Raw genomic sequence first — 23,720 nt, 5'->3', positions numbered from 1 at the left:
CCCGCAAGGGGATTTCCTTTGGTCACGGCTCAGGATGACAAGCTTTTTGCAGAACTTGCAGGCCTGTCATCCCAAATGGTGACCAGCGGAAATACCTTTAGGTAATTTGGGATCTTCGACTGGCTAGTCACCATAGGTTGGGTTAGAAGTTTTCTTGGTAAGGAATCAACTCGTAACCCAACAACAAACAACTAAAGCAACTTACTTCCCATATAAATCGCCATACCAACCATCATCAAGTTCTCAGTTAAGGAAATAAAACCCAGCGGCACATTATTACCACCACCGACACAAGCACATTTCAACTCGCGCTTGTCGATATACACCGCTTTAAAGACTGACACAGCGCCCACCGTACCGATAAACAAGGCCACGGGAGCGGCAATCCAAGTCAAAGCGCCAGCAACCATCAACACACCAGCCAATCCTTCCGCAAAAGGATAGACGTAACCATAAGGCACCCAGCGCTTAGCCAATAAGTCATAGTTCAAGAACATGGTGGAGAACTTCTCAACGTCCTGTAACTTAAGCATCGCCAACAGCACCATGGCAAAACTCACAAACCATTCGGCTGTTTTAATCGTAAACGCATCACCTGAGCTCGCAAAGCTCGCAGCAATCGCCGTTAACACCGCCATCACAAACAACACAATTACCGGACGATAAGTCTTCTTATCTGGATCCTTAACCTTTTTACCGAGGTGCCTTCTTAAGTCTTCATAACCGCCAATACGCTCACCATCAATAAACGTCTGCGGCGTTGTTTCCACACCATGCTTTTCCTTAAAAGCATCCGTTTCCTCACGGTTGGCTAAAATATGGTCCTCGACCTCGAAGCCCTCACGCTGCAACAAATCCTTAGACTTTAAGCCAAAAGGACAAGTGTGTTTATCCGTCGACATGCGGTAAAGCTGCGCCGTCTTCTTATTGGTAGTGCTCATACAATCAATACTCCTTCATTCAAAAGAATTGTGCATATAACTTGATTCAAACAATAAGCACACTATAAACTCTGTACCATGGTACGGAGTCAAGTATTCTTTATCAAACCCTGACTCGGTTATAGGTTTAAACAAAAGTAAAATTTAGGACTACAGCATGCTAACCATTGGCAAATTAGCCAAAGAAGTGAATATCGGCGTCGAAACCGTCCGCTACTATCAGCGTAAAGGCTTAATCAAGGTTCCAAGTAAAACCGAAGGCTTTAGAAAATACAGCGAAGATGACCTACGACGTTTAAGATTCATCAAAGAAGCCCAAAAAGCTGGCTTCACGCTTAATGAAATCAAAGAACTCCTAGCGCTAGACACCAGCCACGACCACCAACGCGCCCAACAACTCGCCAGCGCCAGAATTAAAGAACTCAATGAAAAAATCGAAGAAATGCAACAAGCCCGCGACCGGCTCAAAACCCTATTCCGTCAATGTGAGACTGGAGGCAAGTACAAACCCTGCGCGATTTTAAAAGCTTTTGAGGTTTGAGTTTCTTAAGACTTGTCATCCTGTCTGAAGTCAGGATCTTACTGAAGTATTCGTAAGAGACTCTACTCACTCAAACCTTGAAAGCATTTGCTCTTGTTCAAGACTACGTATATTCTAATTTTGAGTATTAAATTAAATCGAAGCTAACATCAAAGTAATCCGAGCTTTCAGTTGCACGATAAAATACAACATTCTCCGAGAATACATTATTACTTCTGACTTTTTTAACAACACTATTTATAATTTCGTCGGAAACTTTACATCCGAAGTAAATAGCTTTTAGAGATTTATCAGCTATCCTTTTAAACAAAAGAACCTCACCTGCTCCTAATAAAAACTCATCTCTACATACTTTTGCTACATTATTAATTGGATTATTCAAATTATCTGCTCTGAAAAAATACTTACCCTCTCGTTTCTCATACGAAATTCCCCTCTGTTTTAAATATACTTCAAGCTCACTTTTACTAGCTACATTTTTATTATGTAAGAAAACTCCAACCTCAGCTTGATTTATAGGAAGTATAAAGCGATGCTCTTTTTCATAAATCCAAGCATCACTTTTAACAAGAGCAAAGTGACGGAAGAAGTCGTCTTCAAATATTGTAAAGATAAGCTCATCAGATATATCAGAACTAGGGCGCTTACTATCATATAAAACTCTTAATGGTGTTTTACTACCTACCCTACTAGTATCTGAGGAGTCAGAAAACTCAAATGTGCTTTCTAGTTCTGAAAGCTCTATAACTATTCCTCTATGCTGATCTGCATAATGAGACCACATAAGCAAATTGTGGGGATTTTCAGTTAAAGACACTATCCCGAAGTTATTCAATCCCTCCTCTAGAAATTCCTTAAAACGACTATAAACTGTGTCCAAGTTTTCATCGGATATGTAGCCTGCTCCCTCTCCTTCTTCGTCACTCATGAATGCAACTTTCTTTCTTATGGCTTCACGAGTCGGTTTAGAGTCAAACGGGTCATTAAGGCATAGAGGTGGTGTCAACCTTAATAAAGGCTCATCAAAGAAGTCCATTCTGAGAGGCATATATTTGTATAAAGTCTTCACTTAGTTTCCCTTTATTCAAGACAAGAATTAAGGTCGTCTTGACGCACCCTTTAAAATCTACTTAAGGTAGGTCAAGACCCTCCCTACAGAATATTCAACCGTCGCTTGCCTAATTTCAGCTCTTGAGCCTTTAAGTCGTAGCAGCTTGCTTTTTATGCCTTTATCATCGGCGAAACCAATCCATACAGTACCGACGGGCTTTTCTGCTGTGCCGCCGTCTGGGCCTGCGATGCCGCTGACCGATATGGTGATTCGATTTTTATTGCCTGCTTTCTTAAACGCGCCAGCAGCCATCGCTTCGACTACTTGCTGTGAAACGGCACCATGTTGTTCGATAAGGTCTACTGGAACACCAAGCATGTCATGCTTCGCTTCATTGGTGTAGGTGACGAAGCCACGATCAAACCATTGTGAACTGCCGGGCAACTCGGTACAGGAAGCTGCGATAAGGCCACCCGTGCAGGATTCTGCTGTGACCAGCATTAAGTTCTTTTTAATTAATAGGTTAGAGAGTTTTTTTAATGATTTTTCTAAGTCAGAAGAATCTACTTCTTTTTGTAAATCGGGCAATCTTCGTCTACCTCTTTTGACTCAAATCCGTTAAGCTATGAGCTAATATACTACATTTATTGTTCAGCCTAAACCAACGCATCCTTTAGTATAAATAAACGTCATTCCTCGGCTCGACCGAGGAATCCAGTGCCTTTAAAAATAAAACTTAGAGTCACTGGGTCCCGTGGTCAAGCCACGGGATGACAAGCAAAGGCTGTAATACATTAGGGGCCAGCAATTTCTTTTTATAAGAATTTAGATATCAATTACAAGCATGACAAAACAAGAAGCCGCACCAGAAAGTCTCGAACACCACACTCCGATGATGCGTCAATACTGGCGCTTGAAGCAGGATCATAAAGATTACCTACTGTTTTATCGCATGGGTGACTTTTACGAGTTGTTTTATGACGATGCAAAGCGTGCGGCTGAATTATTAGACATTACGCTCACTAAGCGTGGTTCCTCTGCTGGCGAGCCGATTCCGATGGCTGGTGTACCGTTTCATGCGGTGGATTCCTATTTAGCTCGAATCGTAAAACTGGGCGAGTCGGTAGCGATTTGTGAACAAGTCGGCGACCCCGCCACCAGTAAAGGCCCTGTCGAGCGCAAAGTAGTCCGAATCGTTACGCCGGGTACGCTGTATGATGAAAACCTGCTAGACGCCCTTTCTGAAAATATTTTAGCCGCTATTTATCGAAAAAATAACCAGTACGGCTTGGCCTGTTTGGATATGGCAAGTGGTCGCTTTTGGTTGTCGGAATTTGATAGCGAACTCGCTCTGCAAGCTGAGTTACACCGCGTTAAACCCGCGGAGTTATTAATTGCGGATAATCAGCAGACCTTGAGTCAGCTAGTCAAAAGCTCCATCCAGTGGCAACCGGATTGGGAGTTTGACTACGAACAGAACCTCGATAAGTTATTACAGCACTTTTCTGTCAACAGCCTCTCTTCCTTTGGCTGTGAAGACTATCGACTAGCCGTTTCTGCAGCGGGCGTTGTTTTAGAGTACGCCAAAAAGACACAGCTCAATGCCCTACCGCATATCCGCATGCTGCAACGACTGTCTGATGCGGATCATTTAGTACTCGATCCTGCAACACGCAAAAACCTCGAACTCACAGAGAATATCCAAGGCCAGTCACATAATACGCTGTTTGAAGTCATGAACAGCACGCAAACGGTTATGGGTGGTCGTTTGCTTAAGCGTTGGTTGCACAGTCCACTGAGCAAGAAAGACTCGGTCGAAAAGCGCTTAGAAGCGGTTTCTGCTTTAAAGAATGATTTAATCTATAGTGATCTGCAATCGCACTTAAAAGAGATTGCCGATATCGAACGGATCGTTACTCGGTTAGCGCTTGGTAGTGCCAGTCCACGCGATTTAAAGCGTTTGGAACAAGGTTTACGTAAGTCTCAAGAGATAAAGAGTTATTTGTCCACTCACCAGGTCAAGCTGCCGCTTATCGACTTAATTAAACCATTGCCAAGCGTTCAAGAATTGTTAGAGCGTGCCATTATCGAGCAACCACCCATGGTGATTCGCGATGGTGGTGTTATCGCTGAAGGCTATCATGCTGAGCTTGATGAACTACGGAATCTCGCCAACGACGCCAGCGACTTTATGCTGCAGCTTGAGCAGCGCGAAAAAGAACGCTCAGGCATTAATACGCTTAAAGTTGGCTACAACCGAGTCCATGGATTTTATATCGAAATTTCGCGAGCACAGAGTGAGCAAGCACCAGCGGAATATGTGCGACGCCAAACGCTAAAAAATGCTGAGCGTTTTATCACGCCGGAGCTCAAAGAGTACGAAGAAAAGGTATTGAGCAGTAAAACCCGTGCCTTAACGCTAGAAAAGCGACTTTACGATGAGTTAGTACAACAGCTGCAAGAGCATGTGGCCAATATCCAATCCACGGCAGCGGCAATCGCCGAACTCGATGTCTTCGCCTGTTTCGCTGAACGCGCAGAAAACCTCAACTTGGCGCAACCAAACTTTAGCGACAACCCCGGCATTTCGATTACTAATGGTCGTCACCCGGTCGTTGAGTACCACAGTAAAGAACCTTTTATACCAAACGATTTAGAGCTGTCACCAACAAGGCGCTCGCTGATTATCACTGGCCCAAACATGGGCGGTAAATCGACCTATATGCGTCAAGCGGCGTTAATCACTCTGTTGGCCTACACCGGCTCTTACGTTCCTGCCGAACGCGCAAAGATTGGTCCAATCGATCGAATATTCACGCGAATTGGTGCTTCTGACGATTTGGCTAGTGGCCGCTCGACCTTTATGGTCGAAATGTCAGAAACGGCAAACATTCTCAACAACGCGACCGCTAACAGCTTGGTACTGTTGGATGAAATTGGGCGAGGCACCAGTACATTCGATGGACTTGCCCTCGCCTCGGCAACCATGCGCTACATTCATGAAAAACTCAACTCGCTAACCTTGTTCGCGACTCACTACTTCGAGCTCACGCAACAAATTCAAGAATGGCATGATTGCGCTAATGTTCATTTCGGCGCCACAGAATATGACTCTGATCAAACCGGCTCAACAAAGCTGGTGTTTTCGCATCAAGTCGCCGAAGGGCCTGCCAATCAGAGTTACGGCATACAGGTGGCGCAACTTGCAGGACTTCCCAAGGCTGTGATTCAAAATGCCAAAGCCCTACTCAGCTATTTTGAGCAAAACGGTACCCACGACGATCAATCGAACGAGGTCATGCCGCAGCTGGACCTGATTGAAGATGCGCAAGTGGCGCTCGAAGTACCCAGCGCAGCAATACAGCTACTCGAAGAAATTCGGCCGGACGATTTATCGCCTCGTGAGGCGCTAGAGCTATTGTATAAGTTAAAAGAATCGCTAAAATAACGCTGCACAGGCAATCATTAGCCGAGATTAGCCGACAGAATTGCAATTTAGGAGACATTCATGGCGTTCGTAGTAACCGAAAACTGTATCAAATGTAAATACACTGACTGTGTTGAGGTGTGTCCTGTGGACTGCTTTTACGAAGGTCCCAATTTTTTGGTTATCAATCCTGATGAGTGCATCGACTGCGCATTATGCGAACCTGAATGTCCCGCTGAAGCTATTTTTGAAGAAGATGAAGTGCCAGAAGGCATGGAACACTTTGTTGAGCTGAATGCCGAGCTCTCTGAAGAATGGCCGAATATTACCGAACAGAAAGACCCTATGCCCGATGCGGCTGAATGGGATGGCAAAGAAGGCAAGTTTGAGCTTTTAGAGAAGTAACAAAAACGTATAATAAACAAAAGCCCTCACAAAGAGGGCTTTTTTGTACCTACAGACTTTCCTAGGTCTGGAGGCTAGCTGGCTTAGGAATCAACAATGACAAAACCGCTGCGATCACCACAAACATCGCAGAAATCATTAAGCACATTTCTAGTCCATATGCTTGATATACCCACCCCGAAAGCACCGTTCCAATCAAACGCCCCATGGCATTAGCCATATAATAAAACCCTACATCCAATGACACGCCATCGTCCGATGCCATGTGTACGATTAAAAAGCTATGTAATGAGGAGTTAATGGCAAAAATTACGCCAAACAGGAGCAAACCTCCAAGCAGCGCAATGTGTGGTGACACATTGAAATAAAGCGCTGAAGCAATGAGCACTGGGATCACTGCGAGAATAAGTGTCCACGAGAAAGCTGTGTTTCCTGTGGGTATGTTCCCTGTTTTTCTGCCTGTAATTTTAGGTGCTAAGGTTTGAACAATCCCATAGCCGATGATCCATAAGGCTAGAAAACCACCAACAAAAGTATGTGACCAATCAAATTGACTGGATAAATACACCGGCAAAGCAACGACGAACCATACGTCGCGCGCTCCGAACAAAAACATACGTGCTGCGGATAAGTAATTAATGGCTGCGCTTTTTGAGAATATTTGTGAAAACTTAGGTTTCGCTTTGCTGCGTCCCAAGTCCTGCTTCAGTTTTAACAAACTGAATATCCATACGGCGAATAACATCAGTGCCATTAATAATATGGCCCCCTGAAAACCGAGCAGCGCTAGCAGCAAACCGCCCATAAAGAATCCTACGCCTTTGAGGGTGTTCTTAGAGCCGGTTAGCACTGCGATCCAGCGATACAGCTTTCCATCTTCACCTTTTGCGACCAAGCTTTTGATCGCGCTTTTGGCGCTCATTTTATTCAGATCTTTTGCGATTCCGGAAACCGCCTGAGCCGTCATAACCCAGGGGACGGTCAACAGGGACGTCGGCACCAACAGTGCACCGAGCGCCAAAATTTGTAGTAACAGACCGATATTCATGGTCTTGTTAAGACCTAATCGAGCACCCAACCAGCCACCGACTAAATTGGTGACGACGCCAAAAAACTCGTAAAACAAAAATAGCATGGCGATCTGTAATGGACTGTATCCCAGCTGGTGGAAATGCAACACAACCAGCATGCGTAAAGCGCCATCCGTCAACGTAAATGCCCAATAATTCCCGGTGACCAGCATGTACTGGCGGACGTCATCAGACAGATCTTGCGTTACATTTCGCCAAAACTTCATAGCTAATCGACGCCCTTATCAACAACCATTTTCACGATTTCAGCGGTACGGTTGGCGTAACCCCACTCATTGTCATACCACAAGTAGAGCTTCACTTGAGTACCATTCACCACCATGGTCGATAGTGCATCAACAATCGTTGAGCGAGGGTCAGTTTTGTAATCAACCGAAACTAGAGGACGCTCTTCATAACCCAGAATATTCTTAAGCTCACCTTGCGAAGCTTTCTTAAATAAGGCGTTAACCTCTTCTTCGGTTGTCGCTTTTTCGACTTCAAACACGCAGTCGGTTATCGAGGCGTTAGCTAATGGCACACGAACGGCATGGCCATTTAACTTGCCTTTCAACTCAGGAAAAATATGCGTAATTGCTGTCGCTGAGCCCGTTGTTGTCGGTATTAAATTCATTCCACAAGCTCGTGCACGACGTAAATCTTTATGAGCCGCATCAAGAATGGTTTGAGTGTTGGTAATGTCATGAATAGTGGTCATGCTACCGTGCTTAATCACGAGGTTTTCATGAATCACTTTGACCGCTGGCGCCAGACAATTTGTAGTACAAGAAGCCGCTGTAACCAGTCTATGCTCAGTCTTATCATACAAATCATGATTAACCCCCATCACGATATTCAGCACACCGTCCTCTTTAACTGGAGCAGTTACCACAACTCGCTTGACGCCTTGATTAAAATACTCTTGAAGTAACGCTTGAGTTTTCATCTTGCCAGATGCTTCAATCACTAAGTCGCAACCAGACCAGTCGGTTTCAGCTAATGTTCTATTTTGGCTAAAGGTCATTCGAGACTGGTCAATGACGATGGAGCCTTCTTGCTCAACAGCGTCGTGTTGCCAGCGCCCATGAACCGAGTCAAAATTCATTAAGTGGGCGAAAGTTTTTGCGTCACCCGCAGGATCATTGATATGACAAATGTCGATATTGTCCACACGGCCCTCGGCGCCCAGCAAGGCTCGCAAGGTTAGGCGCCCCATGCGGCCGAATCCATTAATACCAACTTTAATAGACATTTTAATCTCCCATTACATTATTTTTAGCATGATCAGTCGCAACAGTTCGGGCGATCACACATGGCTGATAAATTGTGTAAGTACGGCTTAATCGTATCTTTTTGCGCGTCGAGCGTTGTCATCAACACCTGCTTCGCCCACTCCGGTAACTCTTCGTTTAAGCGGTAATATACCCACTGGCTTTGCCTACGCGTATTCAGAACTGATATGTTTTTTAATTGAGCCAAGTGGCGCGATACTTTAGGCTGCGACTCATCGATGGCCTCAGTAAGCTCACACACGCAGAGTTCTTTCTCATGCAAGATGAGCAAAACCGTTTTGAGTCGCGTCTCATCACTCAAGCATTTAAAAAATTGACTAGGGTTTATCATAACAACCTCCATGGCATCTATTCGATAATTCGAATATACGGATAACCATATATTAAAACAAGAGTATTGTAAATACTGAAAACATCAAGCAGGCAGAAGTCCGCTCGGTGAGCAGGGTCCTGAAATAAAAAAAACCGCTAGTAACAGCGGTTACCAGCGGCTTTTCATACACTCAATAAAGGTTAGAAGTCTATAGACTTAATGAAAGGTTTAACCCCAATGGCTTCGTAAATCTCATCCGGCTTATAGATGCGCTGCTCTTTCACAACGAGACCAATATGGCGTAAATGGCCTATATCCTCCAACGGGTTACCCTCGACGAACACAAGATCGGCTTGCTTACCTACAGCAATAGAACCGACATTATCGTCATTACCCACGACCTTGGCCGATCCTATAGTCGCTAGCTTCAAGACATCTGCGTTAGAAATACCGGCATCGGCGTAAAGTTCTAGCTCGCGATGCAAGGTAAACCCAGCAATGGCATCAGTACCTGGAACGATAGGTACACCGTTCTCATGCAACTTCTTGACCATCGCTGACAAAGCTTTAATTGATTTGTCATAGTCATCACGCTGCTCAGCCGTAATATCCATTACAGGTCTCAAGTAACCACGCGCAACATTTGCAGGAAGGTGCTCATAGACGGGCTCAATTTCAGGGTCAATCACACCGCCTTTACGGAACAGGCTGTTGAAAGTTGAAACCGTAGGGTCAACTTCAATACCCTTCTCCGCCAACTTAGCTACGAAGTCATTCACTGCTTTGCTGTCTAAATCCAGCTCGTGAGCTTTTTCTCCAACAATCGAAAATCGTAAGCGTTTTCGCGTATCAATGTTCTTACCTAAGAAGTTAAGGAAAATCATGTTGATATGTTGAATTTCGTCAAACCCTGCATCAACCGCCTCTTCCGCTGTCATGAACGCTGGAATGTGTCCACTCAGTCGTAAGCCACGACTGTGAACATGCTCCGCTAAAGGCTTAACCCACTCAGGCTCCATTGAGCTATAAGTTTTGATTTGAATATAACCACGATCAGCGTACCAATCGACGCCATTTTTCGCATCCTCAAGTGAATCAACTGTCTGGCCCATTTTCATCGCATAAGGACTTTCACGGTCCATGAAACCCGCGCGATAAACGTCACCACCAATAATTTCAGCATCTTCAGCTAACTTTTCAACCGCAACGATGTTGTCATGGGTATTCCCCATATCACGAACATTGGTCACGCCTGCAGGAATATTTAGCAGCCCATCAGACTTCGACAAGTGACCATGCATATCCCATAGACCAGGGATTAATGTTTTTCCAGAGGCATCAACCACCGTGTATTCGTCAGAAGCTTCAATGCTTCCAGCATCCACAATTTTGTCGATTTTACCGTCAACCACGACAATCGACTTACCCTCAATCAACTGACCGGCTTCAACGTCAACATAATTAGCATTAGTCACCAAAATGGGCTTCTCTGAAACGTACGTTAGTCGCTTTGAAAGGTCCTCTAAGTATTGGTTATCGGCTTCTTTTTGGATCGCTTGTAGTTTTTCTAGGTTTTCTCGGCCCCAGCCCTTAGCAATAACACCAAACCAGCCGCCGCCATCCGACGCAAAGAAGTTATTGTCCTCGTCATACCAATTAAACTCAGGCGTAAAGCCAAGCCCAACGACACCGATCAAACGAACTGTTTTTTGTTCTTCGCCCTTGGTTAGGGTCACTTTATCTAACTCTATTAACGAAGCGGTACCGCTCGGTAGCAGTTCGATTTTATTATCATCATCTTCCAGTAATGCTTTCACCAGGAAATTCGAGGAGACGCCCGTGCCATCACTGGGGATATAAAACTTACTGTCCTCTACGCTCGCATTACCCTGTTCATTGAGACTTTTCCACTCAGCCTTTCCCGCCTTCATGCTAAAGCGCTCATCGATTGGCGCTCCAAAGGCTGACGTTCCCGTGACTTCCTGACTGATCACGTAACCATCTTCACCGAGGACTATCTTTTCATCGATATTGACCCGTCGGTTATTCCAGCCCAACTCTAGATTGGATCTGACTACATTGCCATCTTGCTCAACCCTTACCTTGCCTGCCGTGTCTTCTTTATTGTAGATGTTGAACTCCATAGGAGGCTCAACCACAGACTTTTCCATTGTTCCCTTTTCAGAGTGGGCTTCGCTGCTTTTTGAATCAGCAGTGACTTTAGACTGGTTAGCGCTTTCTTTCGACGTTTCTGATGAATCACAGCCGGCTAAAGCGAGCGTCATACTCAGCGCAATTGCTGATACTTTGAGGTGTTTGAAAGACATAGTGATTTCCTTGCGTTTTTTATTTGTCATACAGCTTATAACTGTGAATTTCGGGTGTCTATCTTTTGTTCAGCAAAATGATAACCTTAAACCCAAAAAAGCAGCCTTGCTGGAGCAAGACTGCCTTAGCGAGCGCTATCAAGCGAGGGTTATTTTTTGGTGATTAATTGATAAGCATCAAACTTATCAAAAGATTTAACCAGCTGAGCTTCGGTTTCATCAATGTTATCCACCAACGCACAAAGCTTTTCAGCCTGTAGCTCTAGCTGCTCTGCTCGACGCTCCAACTTTTCTTCTAAGTCTTCACCGAAGCGCTCCATACGCTGTTCGAAAGCTTTAACCTTCTCTTCATTACCACTCATGGCCGCAGCAATCATTTCACCGACATTGTTGTCCATAAACTCTTTAACCGCAGTTTCAACCAAGCCCTCAAACTCTGCCTCAAAGTCGGAGCTTTCCATGTAATCTACCACGGCCTCAGGGCGAAGATGGGTATTACTGATATGCTGTTTAAGTTCAGCTGAAATTGTTTCTACTCGCGTTACAAACTCTTCGGCTTTCTCAGGGTTATCATGAAGTAATGCTGCGGTTACACTCCCAACAGCCTCTATCGCCATCGCACTGGCTTCTTCCGCCACGCCTGAAGCTAGCGGCAATAGCTCACGAATTCGTTGATTGTACTCAGCTAAAAGCTCAACCTGTTGCGCTGACAGCAACTGCTTCTGCCCCTCTAAGAACAACTCAGAGGCAGGCGTGATTAAGACTTTTTCTTGGTTTTTGGTTGAAAAACTCAAACCAGCATCTTTGATATCGATGTTATAGGCAAAGTCTGCATCGCAGGCCATGTCTTTATTTGAGTGAGCCGCTACGGAACCTGCGCTTAAAGCCAGGCACACAGCCAATGCAGCTGATTTAACGTTAATTGTCATAGTAGAACTCCTTAATAGTTAATGTGGGTGACACATAGACTTAGATTAAGGATTTAGCGGAAAAGGTTTAGCGTTTTAGTGTGTAAAAAGGCTGTTTAGGGTAACAAATTGTGAACAGCCTCTTTTTACAAGGAGGGGTTTTCTTTATTTTTCAGTTAGATACCGATGTTACTTAAACTATTGGATATCCTACGGATAAAGCTGCTTAACGAGGGATATTCACGCTCAAAGTTATATAAACGTTCTTGAAAACGCTCAATTAAGTACTCTTCTGGGTTACCTTCAGCGTCTTGTTGAAACAATTTAGCTTCAATCATCAGCTCCAACTTGGCTAGGGCTAAAGTTTCATCTTTATCCAGTGTTTCTCTAGCCTCTAGCTCAGCGAATACACGCTCTACGGCTTGAGTAAGGTTGCTGTTGCTCATATCTTTTTGGCTCATAGTATTTCCTTTGAAACATTTTTTTACCCATTCTATGTGATAGACACATAAAATTCATTGGTCTAATCACTATCATGACATATAATTTCCGCTGAAAACACAACGATACAGAAGGACTATTATGAAAAAACTACTGATTATTATAGTGATAGCAGTTGCTATTGCTGCAGGGATATTCTTTTTTAAGGGAGGGAAAGTTGGAGGCTTAAGCTTAGGTAACTCATTACCTTCGGACAACCCTGTTCTAGAATATGTTCCAGCCGATACCGTTTTATTCGCTGGTAGCGTAGAGCCGTTAGATTTTGCTAAAACTCTGGAAATGAGCAGCAAAATGGGCTTTGACTACTCGGCTATGATGGGTGCCAGTTTTGACGACCTAAAATCTGACTTAGGTGACGCTCCAGATGCGGCAAAAGTTCTTGTAAGCATTTATGGTGATTACTTAAAAGCAGTAAAAAACAAGTCGGTTAAAGAGCTTGGTTTACGCAGCGAAGTGAACATGGCGTTCTACACGGTTGGTGCTTTACCGGTTATCCGTCTTGAACTTGATGGTACAGACACGTTCGCTAAAGCTATTGCTAAAATCGAAGCTGACCAAGGCATTACAGCAGCAGTCAACACAGTTAACGGTGTTGAGTATCGCGAATACAGCATGAATGACGAGTCAAACGAAGTTCCAATGACTTTAGTTATCGCAGCTCATGACAATCAAGCAATCGTTACTGTTAACACTCAGCTTGATGATGCTAAAGATCTTCAGCGTACACTTTCAGAAAAGCCAACAACTAACATCCTTGAGGGTGGCGTTCTGAATGAACTGGCTTCTGATAATGGTTACTTAGGCTATTCAATTTTCTTACTAGACAACTTAGCGATCGTTGACGGCATTACTAAGCCTTCGGCTAACGCTTTTGGTAAGAGCTTAGAAGAAGTGTTGACAGCTTATGGTGCCGGTCAAGAGATGAAAGACATCCAAACACCAGCGTGTAACACAGAACTTACAGGCCTGACTAAGAACTGGCCTATGCTTTCAGCAGGTTACACTGAATTTGATGACAGCAACGCTAGCTACAAAATGGTTCTTAAAGGCGGCAATGCTGACCTTCTAGAAACGCTTGGCAAACTGCGTGGTCACATTTCTAACAATGTTTCTAATGACGATTATGTCATGAGTTTTGGCTTTGGTTTTGATATGGACCAAGTGGTTCCAGTTATCACGACCGTTTGGGAAAGCTTAACTAAAGAAGACTTCACTTGCCCTCCTCTTACTGAGATGCAAGCAAGCCTTCGCCAGTCTAACCCAATGATGCTAGGCATGATGTCAGGTATGGTTGCTGGTATTAAAGGTGTTGGTTTCAGCGTTGTTGAAATGAATGAAGAAGCGCTTAACAACATGGAACGCAATCCGATGGCATTCATGCAAGACAGCCAACTGTTAGTCACTGTTACTGCTGAGAAGCCACAAAACTTGCTACAGTCACTGGGCATGTATGCTCCTGAACTTGCTCAAATGAAGCTAGAAGATGGTGGCGAACCTCAAGCCTTGCCAATGGGTATGGGCGCTGAAACTAAGATTGCTTTGCGTGGTCATGACTTAGTATTAATGATGGGCCAAACGGATAAACTTATCAGCAAAGTTGAAAGCAACAGCAGCCTAGAGAAAAATGGCTTGATGTCTTTCTCAATGGACTTCAAAAAGTACATGGGCTTGCTTGAGCAAGCAATGGAATCAGCATCTGAAGGCGCTTACGGTTCAGAAAAAGAAATGCTTGAAGAACAAAAAGAAGTATTCTCTGAGTTGAAGAAAGCTGACGGTATTATCAAAGGCAACTTCGATATTACCAATGAAGGCATTGTTACCGATAGCTCTTACCAAGCACGATAAAATCGCGCTTAGACAAGCAGCAAAGAAAAGCCCGGCAAATGCCGGGCTTTTTATTAGGCCACTAAGATTTAACTAAGGGGTTAAACTTAAGCAGCTCTAATTTTCATTTTCTGTAGAGCTTGTTCTAAATCAGCAATGATATCTTCCGGATGCTCTAAGCCCACAGAAATTCGAATCAAGGTTTCACTAATTCCCGCATCAGCACGCTCTTCAGGCGTATAGGTGGAGTGAGTCATTGAGGCTGGGTGTTGAATTAAGGTTTCCGCATCACCCAAGCTCACTGCGATATGACATAGCTCTAGATGATTCATAAAACGCACAGCGTCATCGAAGCCCCCGGCTACCTCAAACGCAATAATACCGCCCGCACGCTTCATTTGAGTACCGATAAGGTGGTTCGCCGGGTGATGTTTCAATCCAGGGTAATACACTTGCTCAATATCACCGTGACCTTCAAGGTAGTCCGCCACTTTCTCTGCATTGTCGCAATGACGTTCAACACGAACAGAAAGCGTTTTTAAACCACGCGTAATTAACCATGCGTCGTTCGGGCTCATGGTTGCGCCCATATCCTTCTGCGTGGTCATTTTGATGTTGCCAATCTGTTCCTCACTACCGCAGACAATGCCGCCAATAACATCGCCATGGCCATTCAAGTACTTAGTCGCACTGTGAATGATTAAATCCATGCCATAGTCACTCGGTTGCTGTAACACAGGAGACATGAAGGTGTTATCCATAATGGTCAAAAGCTCATGCTTCTTCGCAATGGCACCAATTGTCTCCATATCCACGCAAGCGAGGTTTGGGTTGATCGGCGTTTCAAAATAAATCAGCTTGGTGTTCTCTTGGATCGCAGCTTCCACTTCTTGTTCGTTGGTAATATCGACAAAAGTCACCTCAATACCAAAGTCCGGAAACTTGTGATTGATTAGAGCAAAGCTGCAACCGTAAAGCGCTGATGATGCAACTAAGTGATCGCCTTGCTTTAGATTCGCCAAAAGAGTCGCCGACACAGCTCCCATTCCAGAACCAAAGGCTGCTGCATCGTCTGTATTTTCAAGCGCAGCCATCTTCTGCTCAAGCTCACGAACGGTTGGATTGCCCAAACGACTGTATATATAGCCCTGTTCTTCGCCGGCGAAACGGTTAGATCCTTGTTGAACATTATCAAAGATAAATGTTGAGGTTTGATGGATTGGTGTCGCCAGTGAACCAAAGCTTGGATCTCCGACTCTGCCCGCATGAATAGCGCGTGTTTCTAAATGATTAAAAAATTGCTTACCCTCGGACGATTTCATAATTCACCAACCCCTATCTTTAAATGTATGAAGCTATTCCTCAAGAATGATGGCGGTGGTCGATTTCACTTCCTTCAAGACCATACTGGTATGAATTCTTGCGACACCATCCAGCGGAATCATTCGTTGCGAAATAAAGCTTTCAAGGGCCTGCGTGTTTCGTACCGCCACTTTTAATAAGTAATCATACTCACCGGTGACATTGTGGCACTCCAACACTTCAGGCCATGAATTAACAGTGGCTAAGATGCTTTGGATTTGCTCTATGCTGTGCAACTGTAAGCTGAATTCAACAAAGCACAAGGTATCAATTCCCAGGCGGTGTCGATCCACTAACGCAGCATATTGGTGGATTATCCCTTCATGTTCTAAACGCTTAACACGAGCATGAGTGGCGGGAGGCGATAAATTCAGTCGCTTTGCCAGCTCCGCGTTGCTTAGGCGTCCTTCCGTTTGTAAAACATTGAGTATCTTTCGATCCAAAACATCCAGCTTTGCCTTAGATGATTCTATCATCAACCCTCCTTATAACTGAATATAGTTAATCACAGCGAGATAAATTACATAAATAATAACAACAAGGACTGGCTTTGCCTAATATTATTAATTTAGTGCTATTTAAACTCTGCCTTTGACGAATATTATCAAGCTGATACACTGATGTCTGACCAGCTATTGAACAAAATAAGACCAAAGAATTGAAAAAAGAAGCTGTTATATTGATTCACGGCATGGGTCGAAGTAAACGATCCATGAAGCGTTTAGAAACTTATTTGAATAAAAAAGGCTACGTTACCTATAACCGCAGCTACCCTTCAACCGTTGCAGGTGTGGAGCGCTCAGCCGTACATTATATTAATTCAGCACTGGCCAACATCTCACGCGATGAAGTCTCAAAAATCCACTTTGTGACACACAGTTTGGGTGGTCTTTTAGTGCGTTACTACCTTTCCAACCATAAAATCAAACAGCTCGGACGAATTGTCATGCTGGCACCGCCAAACAATGGCTCTCCAGTTGCAGAAAAATATCGTGACCGCTTTTGGTATCGCTGGATGACCGGCGTGCCAGGACAGCAGCTTCATAAAAGTAACAACCCTCTGCTAGAAAAGCTCGATCCCATTTATACCGATGTTGGTATCATTGCCGGAACGCGCTCTTCAGATCCTTGGTTTAATCACGTCTTTGATGGTGAGCATGATGGGAAAGTGGCTGTCGCCGACACCAAACTGACTGAAATGAAGGATCTGATTACGGTCAAGCATGGCCATACCTTCATTATGAATAAGCGCAAGGTTAAGGATCATATCGTCAACTTTTTGGCTACGGGTAATTTCTATCGACAGCAAGAGCGCAAACCGTTACTGAATACCAGTGAAAGCTAATGCTCAAGAGCTGAGTCCTTTTATCAAGATTAGCGCTTCTTCTGCCTGCTCGCTTGGCACGAAAACGTGATCATGGTGATAAGCCGCTACCATATTGGCACTAATGCCCGCTTTGGCTAGCACATTGGAAACCGCAGCCGTTAACCCCACCGCCTCTAAACTCGAATAAACGGTTAAGGTGATTTTCTTGAATGTTCCTTGGAAGTTTATATTTGCAGCCTGAGCCTGAGCTTTAAAACATACCAAGCTAAGCCCTTCCTCTTCGTGGAAAGTCGCTATTGGATTGATGCCCACTGGCAGCTCGGTGACTGTACAAAAAACATAATCCTGCTCATCCATAACCGGGTTAAGCTCAGACAACAGTCTACTCAAATCTGTAATAGCCATATATTCACCTATCCTTACTCATATAAACTCTCATAAAAAAAGCTCCGCAACGGTCACTAAAAGTGGATTGCGGAGCTTTGAAACACCAAGAAGTAATTAGTCGTCTTTCTTATCGGACTTATCTTTCTCGTTAAGTTCTTCTAGTTTCTTCTCATGCTTAAGGTCGTAAGCAGGCGGTTCGCCACCATCACCTTTCAAGTAGTGATCCATCCAGCGAACCAGGCGTAACGAGTAATCGTATTGACCTGCTGCTTTACGGTTGCCGTGACCTTCACCAGGATAAAGCACTAAACGAACCGGTGCTTGTCCAAGTGTTTTAACATAACGATAAAGCTCCATGGATTGCGATGGGTGAACTCGGGTATCTGAGTCGCCGTGCATAATTAGCAATGGTGTTTGAGCATTTTTGACGTGATAAATCGGGCTTGTTTCTAACATCCACTGATAATCGTCCCAAGGCCACGCACGAGCATGAACGGCATGCATTTCGTTAGGAATATCTGTCGTACCGAACTTGGATAATTGGTTTGAAATACCTACAAACATGACTGCTGCCGCGTAGTGCTCAGATAGTTTCGTTGCAGACCAAGCCGTAGCATAACCGCCGTAAGAGCCGCCAGTGATACCAACTTTATCAGCATCAACCATGCCCTTTTCGACTAGAGCAAGCTTACCATCAAGAATGTCAGTGAACTCTGGATCAGCGTAAGCATGTTGATCGAGACGCGCAAACTCATCACCTCGCCCCGTGCTACCACGATAGTTTGGAATAAAGGCAAAGTACCCTTTGGCGGCAACCGCTTGGATTGGATCCGCATAGCGAGTATTCCAGCCATTAGAACGGTGCGCTTCAGGACCACCATGGATGAAGGCAATCATCGGGTAGCGCTTTCCTTTTTTATAGTTAAGCGGGTAAACCAAAACGCCTTGAATCTTAAGGCCGTCTCGCGCCTCATACTCAAAGCCTTCTTGTTTCGCTAGCTCAACGTCATCAAGCCAAGTATTAGAGTTTGTTAAACGCTGCATTCCTGAAGAAGTCACCGCGAAAAGCTCTGAAGGATGCTTCGCAGTATCTGCTAATACATAAACGGCACCATTGTTGGCAACGGATAGGCTTCGTTGAATACCTTGCCCATAATCCACCAAAGGCATTGCCGCAATGCGACGCTTAAACGCAGCTTTTACTACACGACTTTCTAAACCCTGATGCTCGATATAGATCAGATCATCATTGTGCCAAGCCACATCCATCACATGGCTGGTATCGTTAGTCACACGCTTAGACACAGTTTCATCATCGACGTTTGCGATGTACAAAGCACCAGCTGTGGGATCGTTATAATCATTCGCTCCTAAAAAAGCGATATTCTCACCATCAGTCGACCAAACCGCTTTACCCTGCTTACCTTTGGTTTTGAAACTCGCTACCACATCACCATCTAAATCAATAACTTGAAGGCTTTTCTTCATGTAGATGTCGTCAATTAGCGGGGTCGGAGAAACTTGGACCATTAGCTGGTCTGACACAGGGCTGAACTTGGCGCTGATAACGCTGCCATCAATATCAAGTTTCTTAGGCTCAGCATCCTCGTCGTTTAAGGCATATTCCCAAGCGTGAACGTGTTTAATGTCTTCTTCATAAACATTTGCTTGGAAACCTTTTTGCACCAGTTGCTCTTTATGATTAGGAGCACCCTCTTTGGCAATAAAGACCATTTTGCTGCTGTCATTATTTAGGGTGTAGCTCAAAATGTTGTTTTGTACACCAACAACCTTCTGCGACTCACCGCCGTCTACTGGGATACTATAAACACCTGCGAAAGTATCATCGTTACGCATCGCGATGTAATAAAGAGTCTTGCTATCGTGGGACCAGCTGACCGAACCGATATTCACTTTACCGGTAATAAATGGCTTTGCATCGCTACCGATAGGCTTCACATACAGCTCAGACCATGCCGGGCCATCATCATCAATATAAGGTTTGCGCTTGTTACTTTTAGTATAAGCAACCCACTTGCCATCCGGAGAAACCTTAGCCGATCGAACTGACTCAATTTTAGAAATATCTTCTAGCGTTAGCCCTTTATTCTCTGCTGCTGAGCTCGACATCGAACCCGTAGCGCCAAATAAAGCCAACCCTATGAAAAACAGTATATTTTTCATACAACTACTCATTGTTTGGATTTCGGTTAGCATAGTAAAAAATGTGAAACAGGTCTAGGTTAGTGCCTAAATTGACCCATAAATTATCAGTTTACAATGTTACAAACTGTTACAATTGGCATATGGCAATATCAAATGCTGTCAATTAAAGTACCACTGAGCACAAAGTTAACTACCCCTAACAATGTGTTCGCTTCTCAAAATATCTCCTTCTCATTTTGAGACGCAATTTTTAGCCCCCTTTATTGGGGGCTTTTTTATGCCTAAAGTCTTATCATTCAACTACTCAAGCTGTAGCCTTACACAAGCATCAAAAATTGGTCGATAAATAGATTCAAGCTCTTCTTTGCTGAAGTGCTTGCCGTGTCGCTGATGCAGTGCGTCGAGAATAGCTTCCTCTCTTTCAGGAATACGCGCGGTTAAGCCCTGTTTGGCTTTAACGCTGATTAACAGCTGAACCAGTTCTGCACGCTGCTCTATCAACTGAACTAAGGTCTCATCAACCCGATCAATATTCGCCCGGATGCTTTCGAGTGAATCCATACCCACCTTCTTCAATAAATCATGGTAACCTCGTCTTATTATAGTAGAATTACGCCATCGATGTTGAACCCTACTTAAATCATCATTTTATGAGCAAAAAGGATAATATTTACGCTGATCAGCTAGAACAGGTTGAGTCCTTCAACTTTGATCAAAAAGTTGTAGAAGTCTTCCCTGATATGATTAAGCGATCTGTGCCAGGCTACACCTCGATTATTGATGGTATCGGGCAACTGGCTAAGAAGTATGCGCAACCACACAGTTCAATCTACGATCTTGGCTGTTCTCTTGGCGCCGCAACCCTATCTATCCGTGAAGCCGTCAACGACAAAACCAGCAAGATTATCGCAGTAGACAACTCAAAAGCGATGATTGAGCGTTGCACACTGATTCAGTCAGGCTACAATTTTGCCATGCCAGTAGATGTTATTGAGGCAGACATCAGCGATCTGAAGTTTGAAAACGCCAGCTTCGTTGTGTTGAATTTCACGCTACAGTTTTTGCCTAGAGATCAACGTCAAACCCTCCTCAATAACATTTATCAAGGAATGAACCCAGGCGGTGCATTAGTACTTTCCGAAAAACTTACCATGGGCTCTACGTCACTCGATCACAATATCATTGATATCCATCATGACTTCAAAAAACAAAATGGCTATAGCGACATGGAGATTGCACAAAAACGTGCCGCTTTAGAAAATGTGCTCATCCCAGATACCCGAGAGCAGCACTACCAGCGCTTTGTAAAAGCTGGCTTCAGTCAGTTTGATACTTGGTTCCAACATTATAATTTCGCATCCTTTATTGTCGTCAAATAATATGTTTAGCTTTAACGATACTTACAACGCCTTAGCCAACACTCGCCTTCACCCTTGGGTAGATTCCTTCAAAGACGCTGTGCATCAACGCATGGCTGACTATACCCATGGCAACATCACACAATGGATTGAGCTATTAAAACAGCTACCTGAGATCAAGCCTGATGACATCGATATTACAGATAAAGTAGCTATCGGAAGCCGCGGACAGCTCAATGAGGAGCAGCATCAGAATCTCGAACAATTGTTGAAGCAGTTCCATCCCTGGCGTAAAGGCCCTTTTCATTTGTTTGGACATCATATCGATACAGAATGGCGTTCTGACTGGAAGTGGGATCGGATTAAAAACCATATCACCCCACTCAACGACAGAATTGTGCTGGATGTCGGCTGTGGTAATGGCTACCACTGTTGGCGTATGGCGGCGCAAAAACCGAAAATGGTTTTGGGGATTGACCCATCGCAATTGTTCTTGATGCAATTTGCAATCATGCAGCAATATCTTTCCGAGCACCCCGTTCATTACCTACCCATTGGTCTTGAGTATATGCCACAAAATATGGGTAAACAGGGTTTTGACACGATCTTTTCCATGGGCGTTCTGTACCACCGCCGCTCACCGATCGATCATATTCTGCACCTTAAAAATTTACTTAAACCGGGTGGCGAATTAGTGCTCGAAACATTGGTCATCGAGGGAGATGACGATCAATGCCTAATCCCGAAAGATCGCTATGCCCAAATGAATAATGTGTGGTTCATACCCACCACAGGCATGCTTCAAAACTGGATGCGAAAATGCGGGCTAGACAATGTACAAGTTGCCAACGTATCAACCACCAGCTTAGAGGAGCAACGGGCAACTGACTGGATGACGTTCCAATCATTGGGCGACTACTTAGATCCGGAGGACAAAAGCATCACCATTGAAGGCTACCCTGCGCCTAAACGTGCGTTTATGGTCGCGCAAAAACCATTACATAAAAATAAAAAGTAGTCGTATGTCTGATAAAGAATACCACATCGTTCCTTTCTGCCCTGCCCCAGTGCGCATTATTCTGCCGAATAAAAATTTCTTATTTGTAGCTAAGCCTGCTGGACTCCTGACCATACCTGGCCGTCACCAAGAGAACAAAGACTGCTTAATCACACGACTTCAGCAACACCCAAAATCTCAGACGGCTACGGTTGTTCACCGCCTCGACATGGCGACTTCAGGCATTATGGTAGTAGCACTGAGCAAAATGGCGCATCGAGAAATCAGCCGACAGTTCGAGCATCGTGAAACGCAAAAGCACTACATCGCTATGGTTGATGGTTTAGTGGAGAACGATCATGGCATTATTGATAAACCCATGATTGCTGACTGGCCTAATCGCCCAAAGCAAAAGATTGACTTTGACGATGGAAAGAAAGCGGTAACCGAGTGGCACGTTCTAGAACGAGACAGCAACAACAACTGCACTCGACTCAAGCTAACGCCAATAACTGGCAGAAGCCATCAACTGCGCTTACACTGCCTTGAACTAGGCCACCCAATCTTAGGCTGCAACCTATATTCAAAGCATGGCTCCGACATGAAGGCTTCTCGGTTGCTACTTCATGCGGAATCTTTAACCATTAAAGATCCAAAGTCAGGTAAAATAGTTACGGCTCAAGCGCCTTGTGCTTTTTAACTTGATAAAAAAATCAAGACTTGTCAGAATACCGCCGGTTAAAGTTAGGACTTGCAGCATAAACACATTGTTGGAAGTAAACAGTTAACGTTACAAACCCGTAGCTGGGCCTGCCCCGTCTTCAAAGAAGACAAGGGTACAGTTGGATTTGGAGCGAAGCTCCAACAAAAACTCACCAGTTGCATTAAGCCTATTTAGCAGGTTAGATTTTAAATTACGCACCCGTAGCTCAGTTGGATAGAGCGTCGCCCTCCGGAGGCGAAGGTCGCAGGTTCGACTCCTGCCGGGTGCGCCATTTAATCAGACTTAAGCTTATCAGCCATGTCCTTAAAGTGCTCCACCGTTTTATCAACGGCTTCTTTTATTTCGTCACGGTGTTCAGCTTCTACCATCATCATTTCCTTGGTAAATTTCATTTGTTGCTGCTTTTCGAGTTCTGTCCAAGCTTGGTGGGTTGGGATATGCTCGGTTTTATCGTACACCGTATAGTAAATCTCGAATGGTTTTTTTTCGTCTTCACTCAAACGTAGCTGATCAATCAAAACTTTTAGCCGAACGCAACCTTCGATAACCGGGCACTGCTCCTGCTGCATAGCTTTTGAAATATCAACAATACTACCCACCACCGAACTCATTTGAGAATGCTGTTTTTTAGCAAAAGCTGCCTCTGTAACTTTTTTATGCGCTCTCTGACTTCTTAGCTTTAACAGTAAGTAAGCCGCGTATATGATGAGGATTAGCGTAATAAAAGATGCGATGTAGTAAAAAAGTGTCATTCTTCACTCTTGGTTTTCGTTGAACTATATAACGTAGGCTAAGGCTA

At 44.3% G+C, this 23,720-nt stretch carries 23 protein-coding genes and 1 tRNA gene; 9 read left to right on the top strand and 15 right to left on the bottom strand.

Annotated elements, in window-relative coordinates:
- Positions 1-191: 191 nt before the first annotated feature.
- Complete coding sequence (locus tag ABD943_RS00285) at positions 192-941, bottom strand: MauE/DoxX family redox-associated membrane protein (RefSeq protein ID WP_345291204.1); 750 nt, start codon at positions 939-941, stop codon at positions 192-194.
- Positions 942-1,098: 157 nt separating this feature from the next.
- Between ABD943_RS00285 and ABD943_RS00280 the strand changes: the two genes are divergently transcribed.
- Positions 1,099-1,482: a MerR family transcriptional regulator gene (locus ABD943_RS00280; protein WP_345291203.1), complete on the top strand. Its 384-nt coding sequence runs from the start codon at positions 1,099-1,101 to the stop codon at positions 1,480-1,482.
- A gap of 127 nt (positions 1,483-1,609) precedes the next feature.
- Here ABD943_RS00280 and ABD943_RS00275 read toward each other — a convergent pair whose 3' ends face one another.
- Together ABD943_RS00275 and ABD943_RS00270 are read right to left on the bottom strand one after the other, a co-directional pair.
- Positions 1,610-2,551: a DUF2971 domain-containing protein gene (locus ABD943_RS00275; RefSeq protein WP_345291202.1), complete on the bottom strand. Its 942-nt coding sequence runs from the start codon at positions 2,549-2,551 to the stop codon at positions 1,610-1,612.
- 57 nt (positions 2,552-2,608) lie between these two features.
- Positions 2,609-3,121, bottom strand: a complete 513-nt coding sequence (locus tag ABD943_RS00270; protein ID WP_345291201.1) for a CinA family protein — start codon at positions 3,119-3,121, stop codon at positions 2,609-2,611.
- A gap of 256 nt (positions 3,122-3,377) precedes the next feature.
- Between ABD943_RS00270 and mutS the strand changes: the two genes are divergently transcribed.
- Positions 3,378-5,981, top strand: coding sequence for a DNA mismatch repair protein MutS (mutS, locus tag ABD943_RS00265; protein WP_345291200.1), 2,604 nt, complete (start codon positions 3,378-3,380; stop codon positions 5,979-5,981).
- Between the two features lie 60 nt (positions 5,982-6,041).
- Positions 6,042-6,365 (top strand): ferredoxin FdxA, encoded by a 324-nt coding sequence (gene fdxA, locus ABD943_RS00260; protein WP_345291199.1) that lies wholly within the window; start codon positions 6,042-6,044, stop codon positions 6,363-6,365.
- 61 nt (positions 6,366-6,426) lie between these two features.
- Here the strand turns inward: fdxA and arsJ are convergent, their stop codons facing one another.
- From arsJ to ABD943_RS00230, 6 genes are all read right to left on the bottom strand, one after another.
- Entirely contained in the window at positions 6,427-7,662 is a 1,236-nt protein-coding gene (arsJ, locus tag ABD943_RS00255; RefSeq protein ID WP_345291198.1) for an organoarsenical effux MFS transporter ArsJ, read from the bottom strand.
- 2 nt (positions 7,663-7,664) lie between these two features.
- On the bottom strand, positions 7,665-8,687 hold the full coding sequence (locus ABD943_RS00250) for an ArsJ-associated glyceraldehyde-3-phosphate dehydrogenase (protein WP_345291197.1): 1,023 nt from the start codon (positions 8,685-8,687) through the stop codon (positions 7,665-7,667).
- 32 nt (positions 8,688-8,719) lie between these two features.
- Entirely contained in the window at positions 8,720-9,058 is a 339-nt protein-coding gene (locus tag ABD943_RS00245) for a metalloregulator ArsR/SmtB family transcription factor (protein WP_345291196.1), read from the bottom strand.
- A gap of 182 nt (positions 9,059-9,240) precedes the next feature.
- Positions 9,241-11,367, bottom strand: coding sequence for an amidohydrolase family protein (locus ABD943_RS00240; protein WP_345291195.1), 2,127 nt, complete (start codon positions 11,365-11,367; stop codon positions 9,241-9,243).
- Between the two features lie 149 nt (positions 11,368-11,516).
- On the bottom strand, positions 11,517-12,296 hold the full coding sequence (locus ABD943_RS00235; RefSeq protein WP_345291194.1) for a DUF2884 family protein: 780 nt from the start codon (positions 12,294-12,296) through the stop codon (positions 11,517-11,519).
- 155 nt (positions 12,297-12,451) lie between these two features.
- A complete protein-coding gene (locus ABD943_RS00230; RefSeq protein ID WP_345291193.1) occupies positions 12,452-12,736 on the bottom strand; it encodes a DUF4404 family protein in 285 nt (94 codons plus the stop codon).
- Between the two features lie 121 nt (positions 12,737-12,857).
- Between ABD943_RS00230 and ABD943_RS00225 the strand changes: the two genes are divergently transcribed.
- The gene (locus ABD943_RS00225; RefSeq protein ID WP_345291192.1) at positions 12,858-14,621 is read left to right on the top strand and encodes a hypothetical protein; all 1,764 of its coding nucleotides are present in this window, start codon (positions 12,858-12,860) and stop codon (positions 14,619-14,621) included.
- Positions 14,622-14,707: 86 nt separating this feature from the next.
- On the opposite strand, the gene megL is transcribed toward ABD943_RS00225, so the two are convergent.
- Together megL and ABD943_RS00215 are read right to left on the bottom strand one after the other, a co-directional pair.
- On the bottom strand, positions 14,708-15,922 hold the full coding sequence (gene megL / locus ABD943_RS00220) for a methionine gamma-lyase (protein ID WP_345291191.1): 1,215 nt from the start codon (positions 15,920-15,922) through the stop codon (positions 14,708-14,710).
- 33 nt (positions 15,923-15,955) lie between these two features.
- A complete protein-coding gene (locus ABD943_RS00215) occupies positions 15,956-16,438 on the bottom strand; it encodes an Lrp/AsnC family transcriptional regulator (RefSeq protein WP_345291190.1) in 483 nt (160 codons plus the stop codon).
- 182 nt (positions 16,439-16,620) lie between these two features.
- On the opposite strand from ABD943_RS00215, the gene ABD943_RS00210 reads away from it, so the two are divergent.
- On the top strand, positions 16,621-17,307 hold the full coding sequence (locus ABD943_RS00210; protein ID WP_345291189.1) for an alpha/beta hydrolase: 687 nt from the start codon (positions 16,621-16,623) through the stop codon (positions 17,305-17,307).
- 3 nt (positions 17,308-17,310) lie between these two features.
- Here the strand turns inward: ABD943_RS00210 and ABD943_RS00205 are convergent, their stop codons facing one another.
- From ABD943_RS00205 to ABD943_RS00195, 3 genes are all read right to left on the bottom strand, one after another.
- Positions 17,311-17,694 (bottom strand): ACT domain-containing protein, encoded by a 384-nt coding sequence (locus ABD943_RS00205; protein WP_345291188.1) that lies wholly within the window; start codon positions 17,692-17,694, stop codon positions 17,311-17,313.
- A 96-nt stretch (positions 17,695-17,790) separates the two neighbouring features.
- Positions 17,791-19,860, bottom strand: a complete 2,070-nt coding sequence (locus ABD943_RS00200) for a S9 family peptidase (RefSeq protein WP_345291187.1) — start codon at positions 19,858-19,860, stop codon at positions 17,791-17,793.
- Between the two features lie 282 nt (positions 19,861-20,142).
- Positions 20,143-20,403, bottom strand: coding sequence for a chorismate mutase (locus tag ABD943_RS00195; protein ID WP_345291186.1), 261 nt, complete (start codon positions 20,401-20,403; stop codon positions 20,143-20,145).
- Between the two features lie 89 nt (positions 20,404-20,492).
- Between ABD943_RS00195 and cmoA the strand changes: the two genes are divergently transcribed.
- From cmoA to ABD943_RS00175, 4 genes are all read left to right on the top strand, one after another.
- On the top strand, positions 20,493-21,221 hold the full coding sequence (gene cmoA, locus ABD943_RS00190) for a carboxy-S-adenosyl-L-methionine synthase CmoA (RefSeq protein ID WP_345291185.1): 729 nt from the start codon (positions 20,493-20,495) through the stop codon (positions 21,219-21,221).
- 1 nt (position 21,222) lies between these two features.
- Positions 21,223-22,218, top strand: coding sequence for a tRNA 5-methoxyuridine(34)/uridine 5-oxyacetic acid(34) synthase CmoB (gene cmoB / locus ABD943_RS00185; protein ID WP_345291184.1), 996 nt, complete (start codon positions 21,223-21,225; stop codon positions 22,216-22,218).
- A 4-nt stretch (positions 22,219-22,222) separates the two neighbouring features.
- Positions 22,223-22,897, top strand: a complete 675-nt coding sequence (locus tag ABD943_RS00180; protein ID WP_345291183.1) for a pseudouridine synthase — start codon at positions 22,223-22,225, stop codon at positions 22,895-22,897.
- 218 nt (positions 22,898-23,115) lie between these two features.
- A tRNA-Arg gene (locus ABD943_RS00175) sits at positions 23,116-23,192 on the top strand.
- Between the two features lies 1 nt (position 23,193).
- On the opposite strand, the gene ABD943_RS00170 is transcribed toward ABD943_RS00175, so the two are convergent.
- Positions 23,194-23,673, bottom strand: coding sequence for a DUF2489 domain-containing protein (locus ABD943_RS00170; protein ID WP_345291182.1), 480 nt, complete (start codon positions 23,671-23,673; stop codon positions 23,194-23,196).
- Between the last annotated feature and the right edge of the window lie 47 nt (positions 23,674-23,720).

The sequence above is a fragment of the Kangiella marina genome (genome assembly GCF_039541235.1).
Lineage (GTDB): Bacteria > Pseudomonadota > Gammaproteobacteria > Enterobacterales > Kangiellaceae > Kangiella > Kangiella marina.
This window is presented reverse-complemented; position numbering and strand designations above follow the sequence as displayed.

What these genes read in the sequence shown, in the direction of transcription:
- ABD943_RS00285 (WP_345291204.1), bottom strand. Translation starts at nt 941, where the DNA reads ATGAGCACTACCAATAAGAAGACGGCGCAGCTTTACCGCATGTCGACG.
- ABD943_RS00280 (WP_345291203.1), top strand. Translation starts at nt 1,099, where the DNA reads ATGCTAACCATTGGCAAATTAGCCAAAGAAGTGAATATCGGCGTCGAA.
- mutS (WP_345291200.1), top strand. Translation starts at nt 3,378, where the DNA reads ATGACAAAACAAGAAGCCGCACCAGAAAGTCTCGAACACCACACTCCG.
- fdxA (WP_345291199.1), top strand. Translation starts at nt 6,042, where the DNA reads ATGGCGTTCGTAGTAACCGAAAACTGTATCAAATGTAAATACACTGAC.
- arsJ (WP_345291198.1), bottom strand. Translation starts at nt 7,662, where the DNA reads ATGAAGTTTTGGCGAAATGTAACGCAAGATCTGTCTGATGACGTCCGC.
- ABD943_RS00250 (WP_345291197.1), bottom strand. Translation starts at nt 8,687, where the DNA reads ATGTCTATTAAAGTTGGTATTAATGGATTCGGCCGCATGGGGCGCCTA.
- ABD943_RS00245 (WP_345291196.1), bottom strand. Translation starts at nt 9,058, where the DNA reads ATGATAAACCCTAGTCAATTTTTTAAATGCTTGAGTGATGAGACGCGA.
- ABD943_RS00240 (WP_345291195.1), bottom strand. Translation starts at nt 11,367, where the DNA reads ATGTCTTTCAAACACCTCAAAGTATCAGCAATTGCGCTGAGTATGACG.
- ABD943_RS00235 (WP_345291194.1), bottom strand. Translation starts at nt 12,296, where the DNA reads ATGACAATTAACGTTAAATCAGCTGCATTGGCTGTGTGCCTGGCTTTA.
- ABD943_RS00230 (WP_345291193.1), bottom strand. Translation starts at nt 12,736, where the DNA reads ATGAGCCAAAAAGATATGAGCAACAGCAACCTTACTCAAGCCGTAGAG.
- ABD943_RS00225 (WP_345291192.1), top strand. Translation starts at nt 12,858, where the DNA reads ATGAAAAAACTACTGATTATTATAGTGATAGCAGTTGCTATTGCTGCA.
- megL (WP_345291191.1), bottom strand. Translation starts at nt 15,922, where the DNA reads ATGAAATCGTCCGAGGGTAAGCAATTTTTTAATCATTTAGAAACACGC.
- ABD943_RS00215 (WP_345291190.1), bottom strand. Translation starts at nt 16,438, where the DNA reads ATGATAGAATCATCTAAGGCAAAGCTGGATGTTTTGGATCGAAAGATA.
- ABD943_RS00205 (WP_345291188.1), bottom strand. Translation starts at nt 17,694, where the DNA reads ATGGCTATTACAGATTTGAGTAGACTGTTGTCTGAGCTTAACCCGGTT.
- ABD943_RS00200 (WP_345291187.1), bottom strand. Translation starts at nt 19,860, where the DNA reads ATGAAAAATATACTGTTTTTCATAGGGTTGGCTTTATTTGGCGCTACG.
- ABD943_RS00195 (WP_345291186.1), bottom strand. Translation starts at nt 20,403, where the DNA reads ATGGATTCACTCGAAAGCATCCGGGCGAATATTGATCGGGTTGATGAG.
- cmoA (WP_345291185.1), top strand. Translation starts at nt 20,493, where the DNA reads ATGAGCAAAAAGGATAATATTTACGCTGATCAGCTAGAACAGGTTGAG.
- cmoB (WP_345291184.1), top strand. Translation starts at nt 21,223, where the DNA reads ATGTTTAGCTTTAACGATACTTACAACGCCTTAGCCAACACTCGCCTT.
- ABD943_RS00180 (WP_345291183.1), top strand. Translation starts at nt 22,223, where the DNA reads ATGTCTGATAAAGAATACCACATCGTTCCTTTCTGCCCTGCCCCAGTG.
- ABD943_RS00170 (WP_345291182.1), bottom strand. Translation starts at nt 23,673, where the DNA reads ATGACACTTTTTTACTACATCGCATCTTTTATTACGCTAATCCTCATC.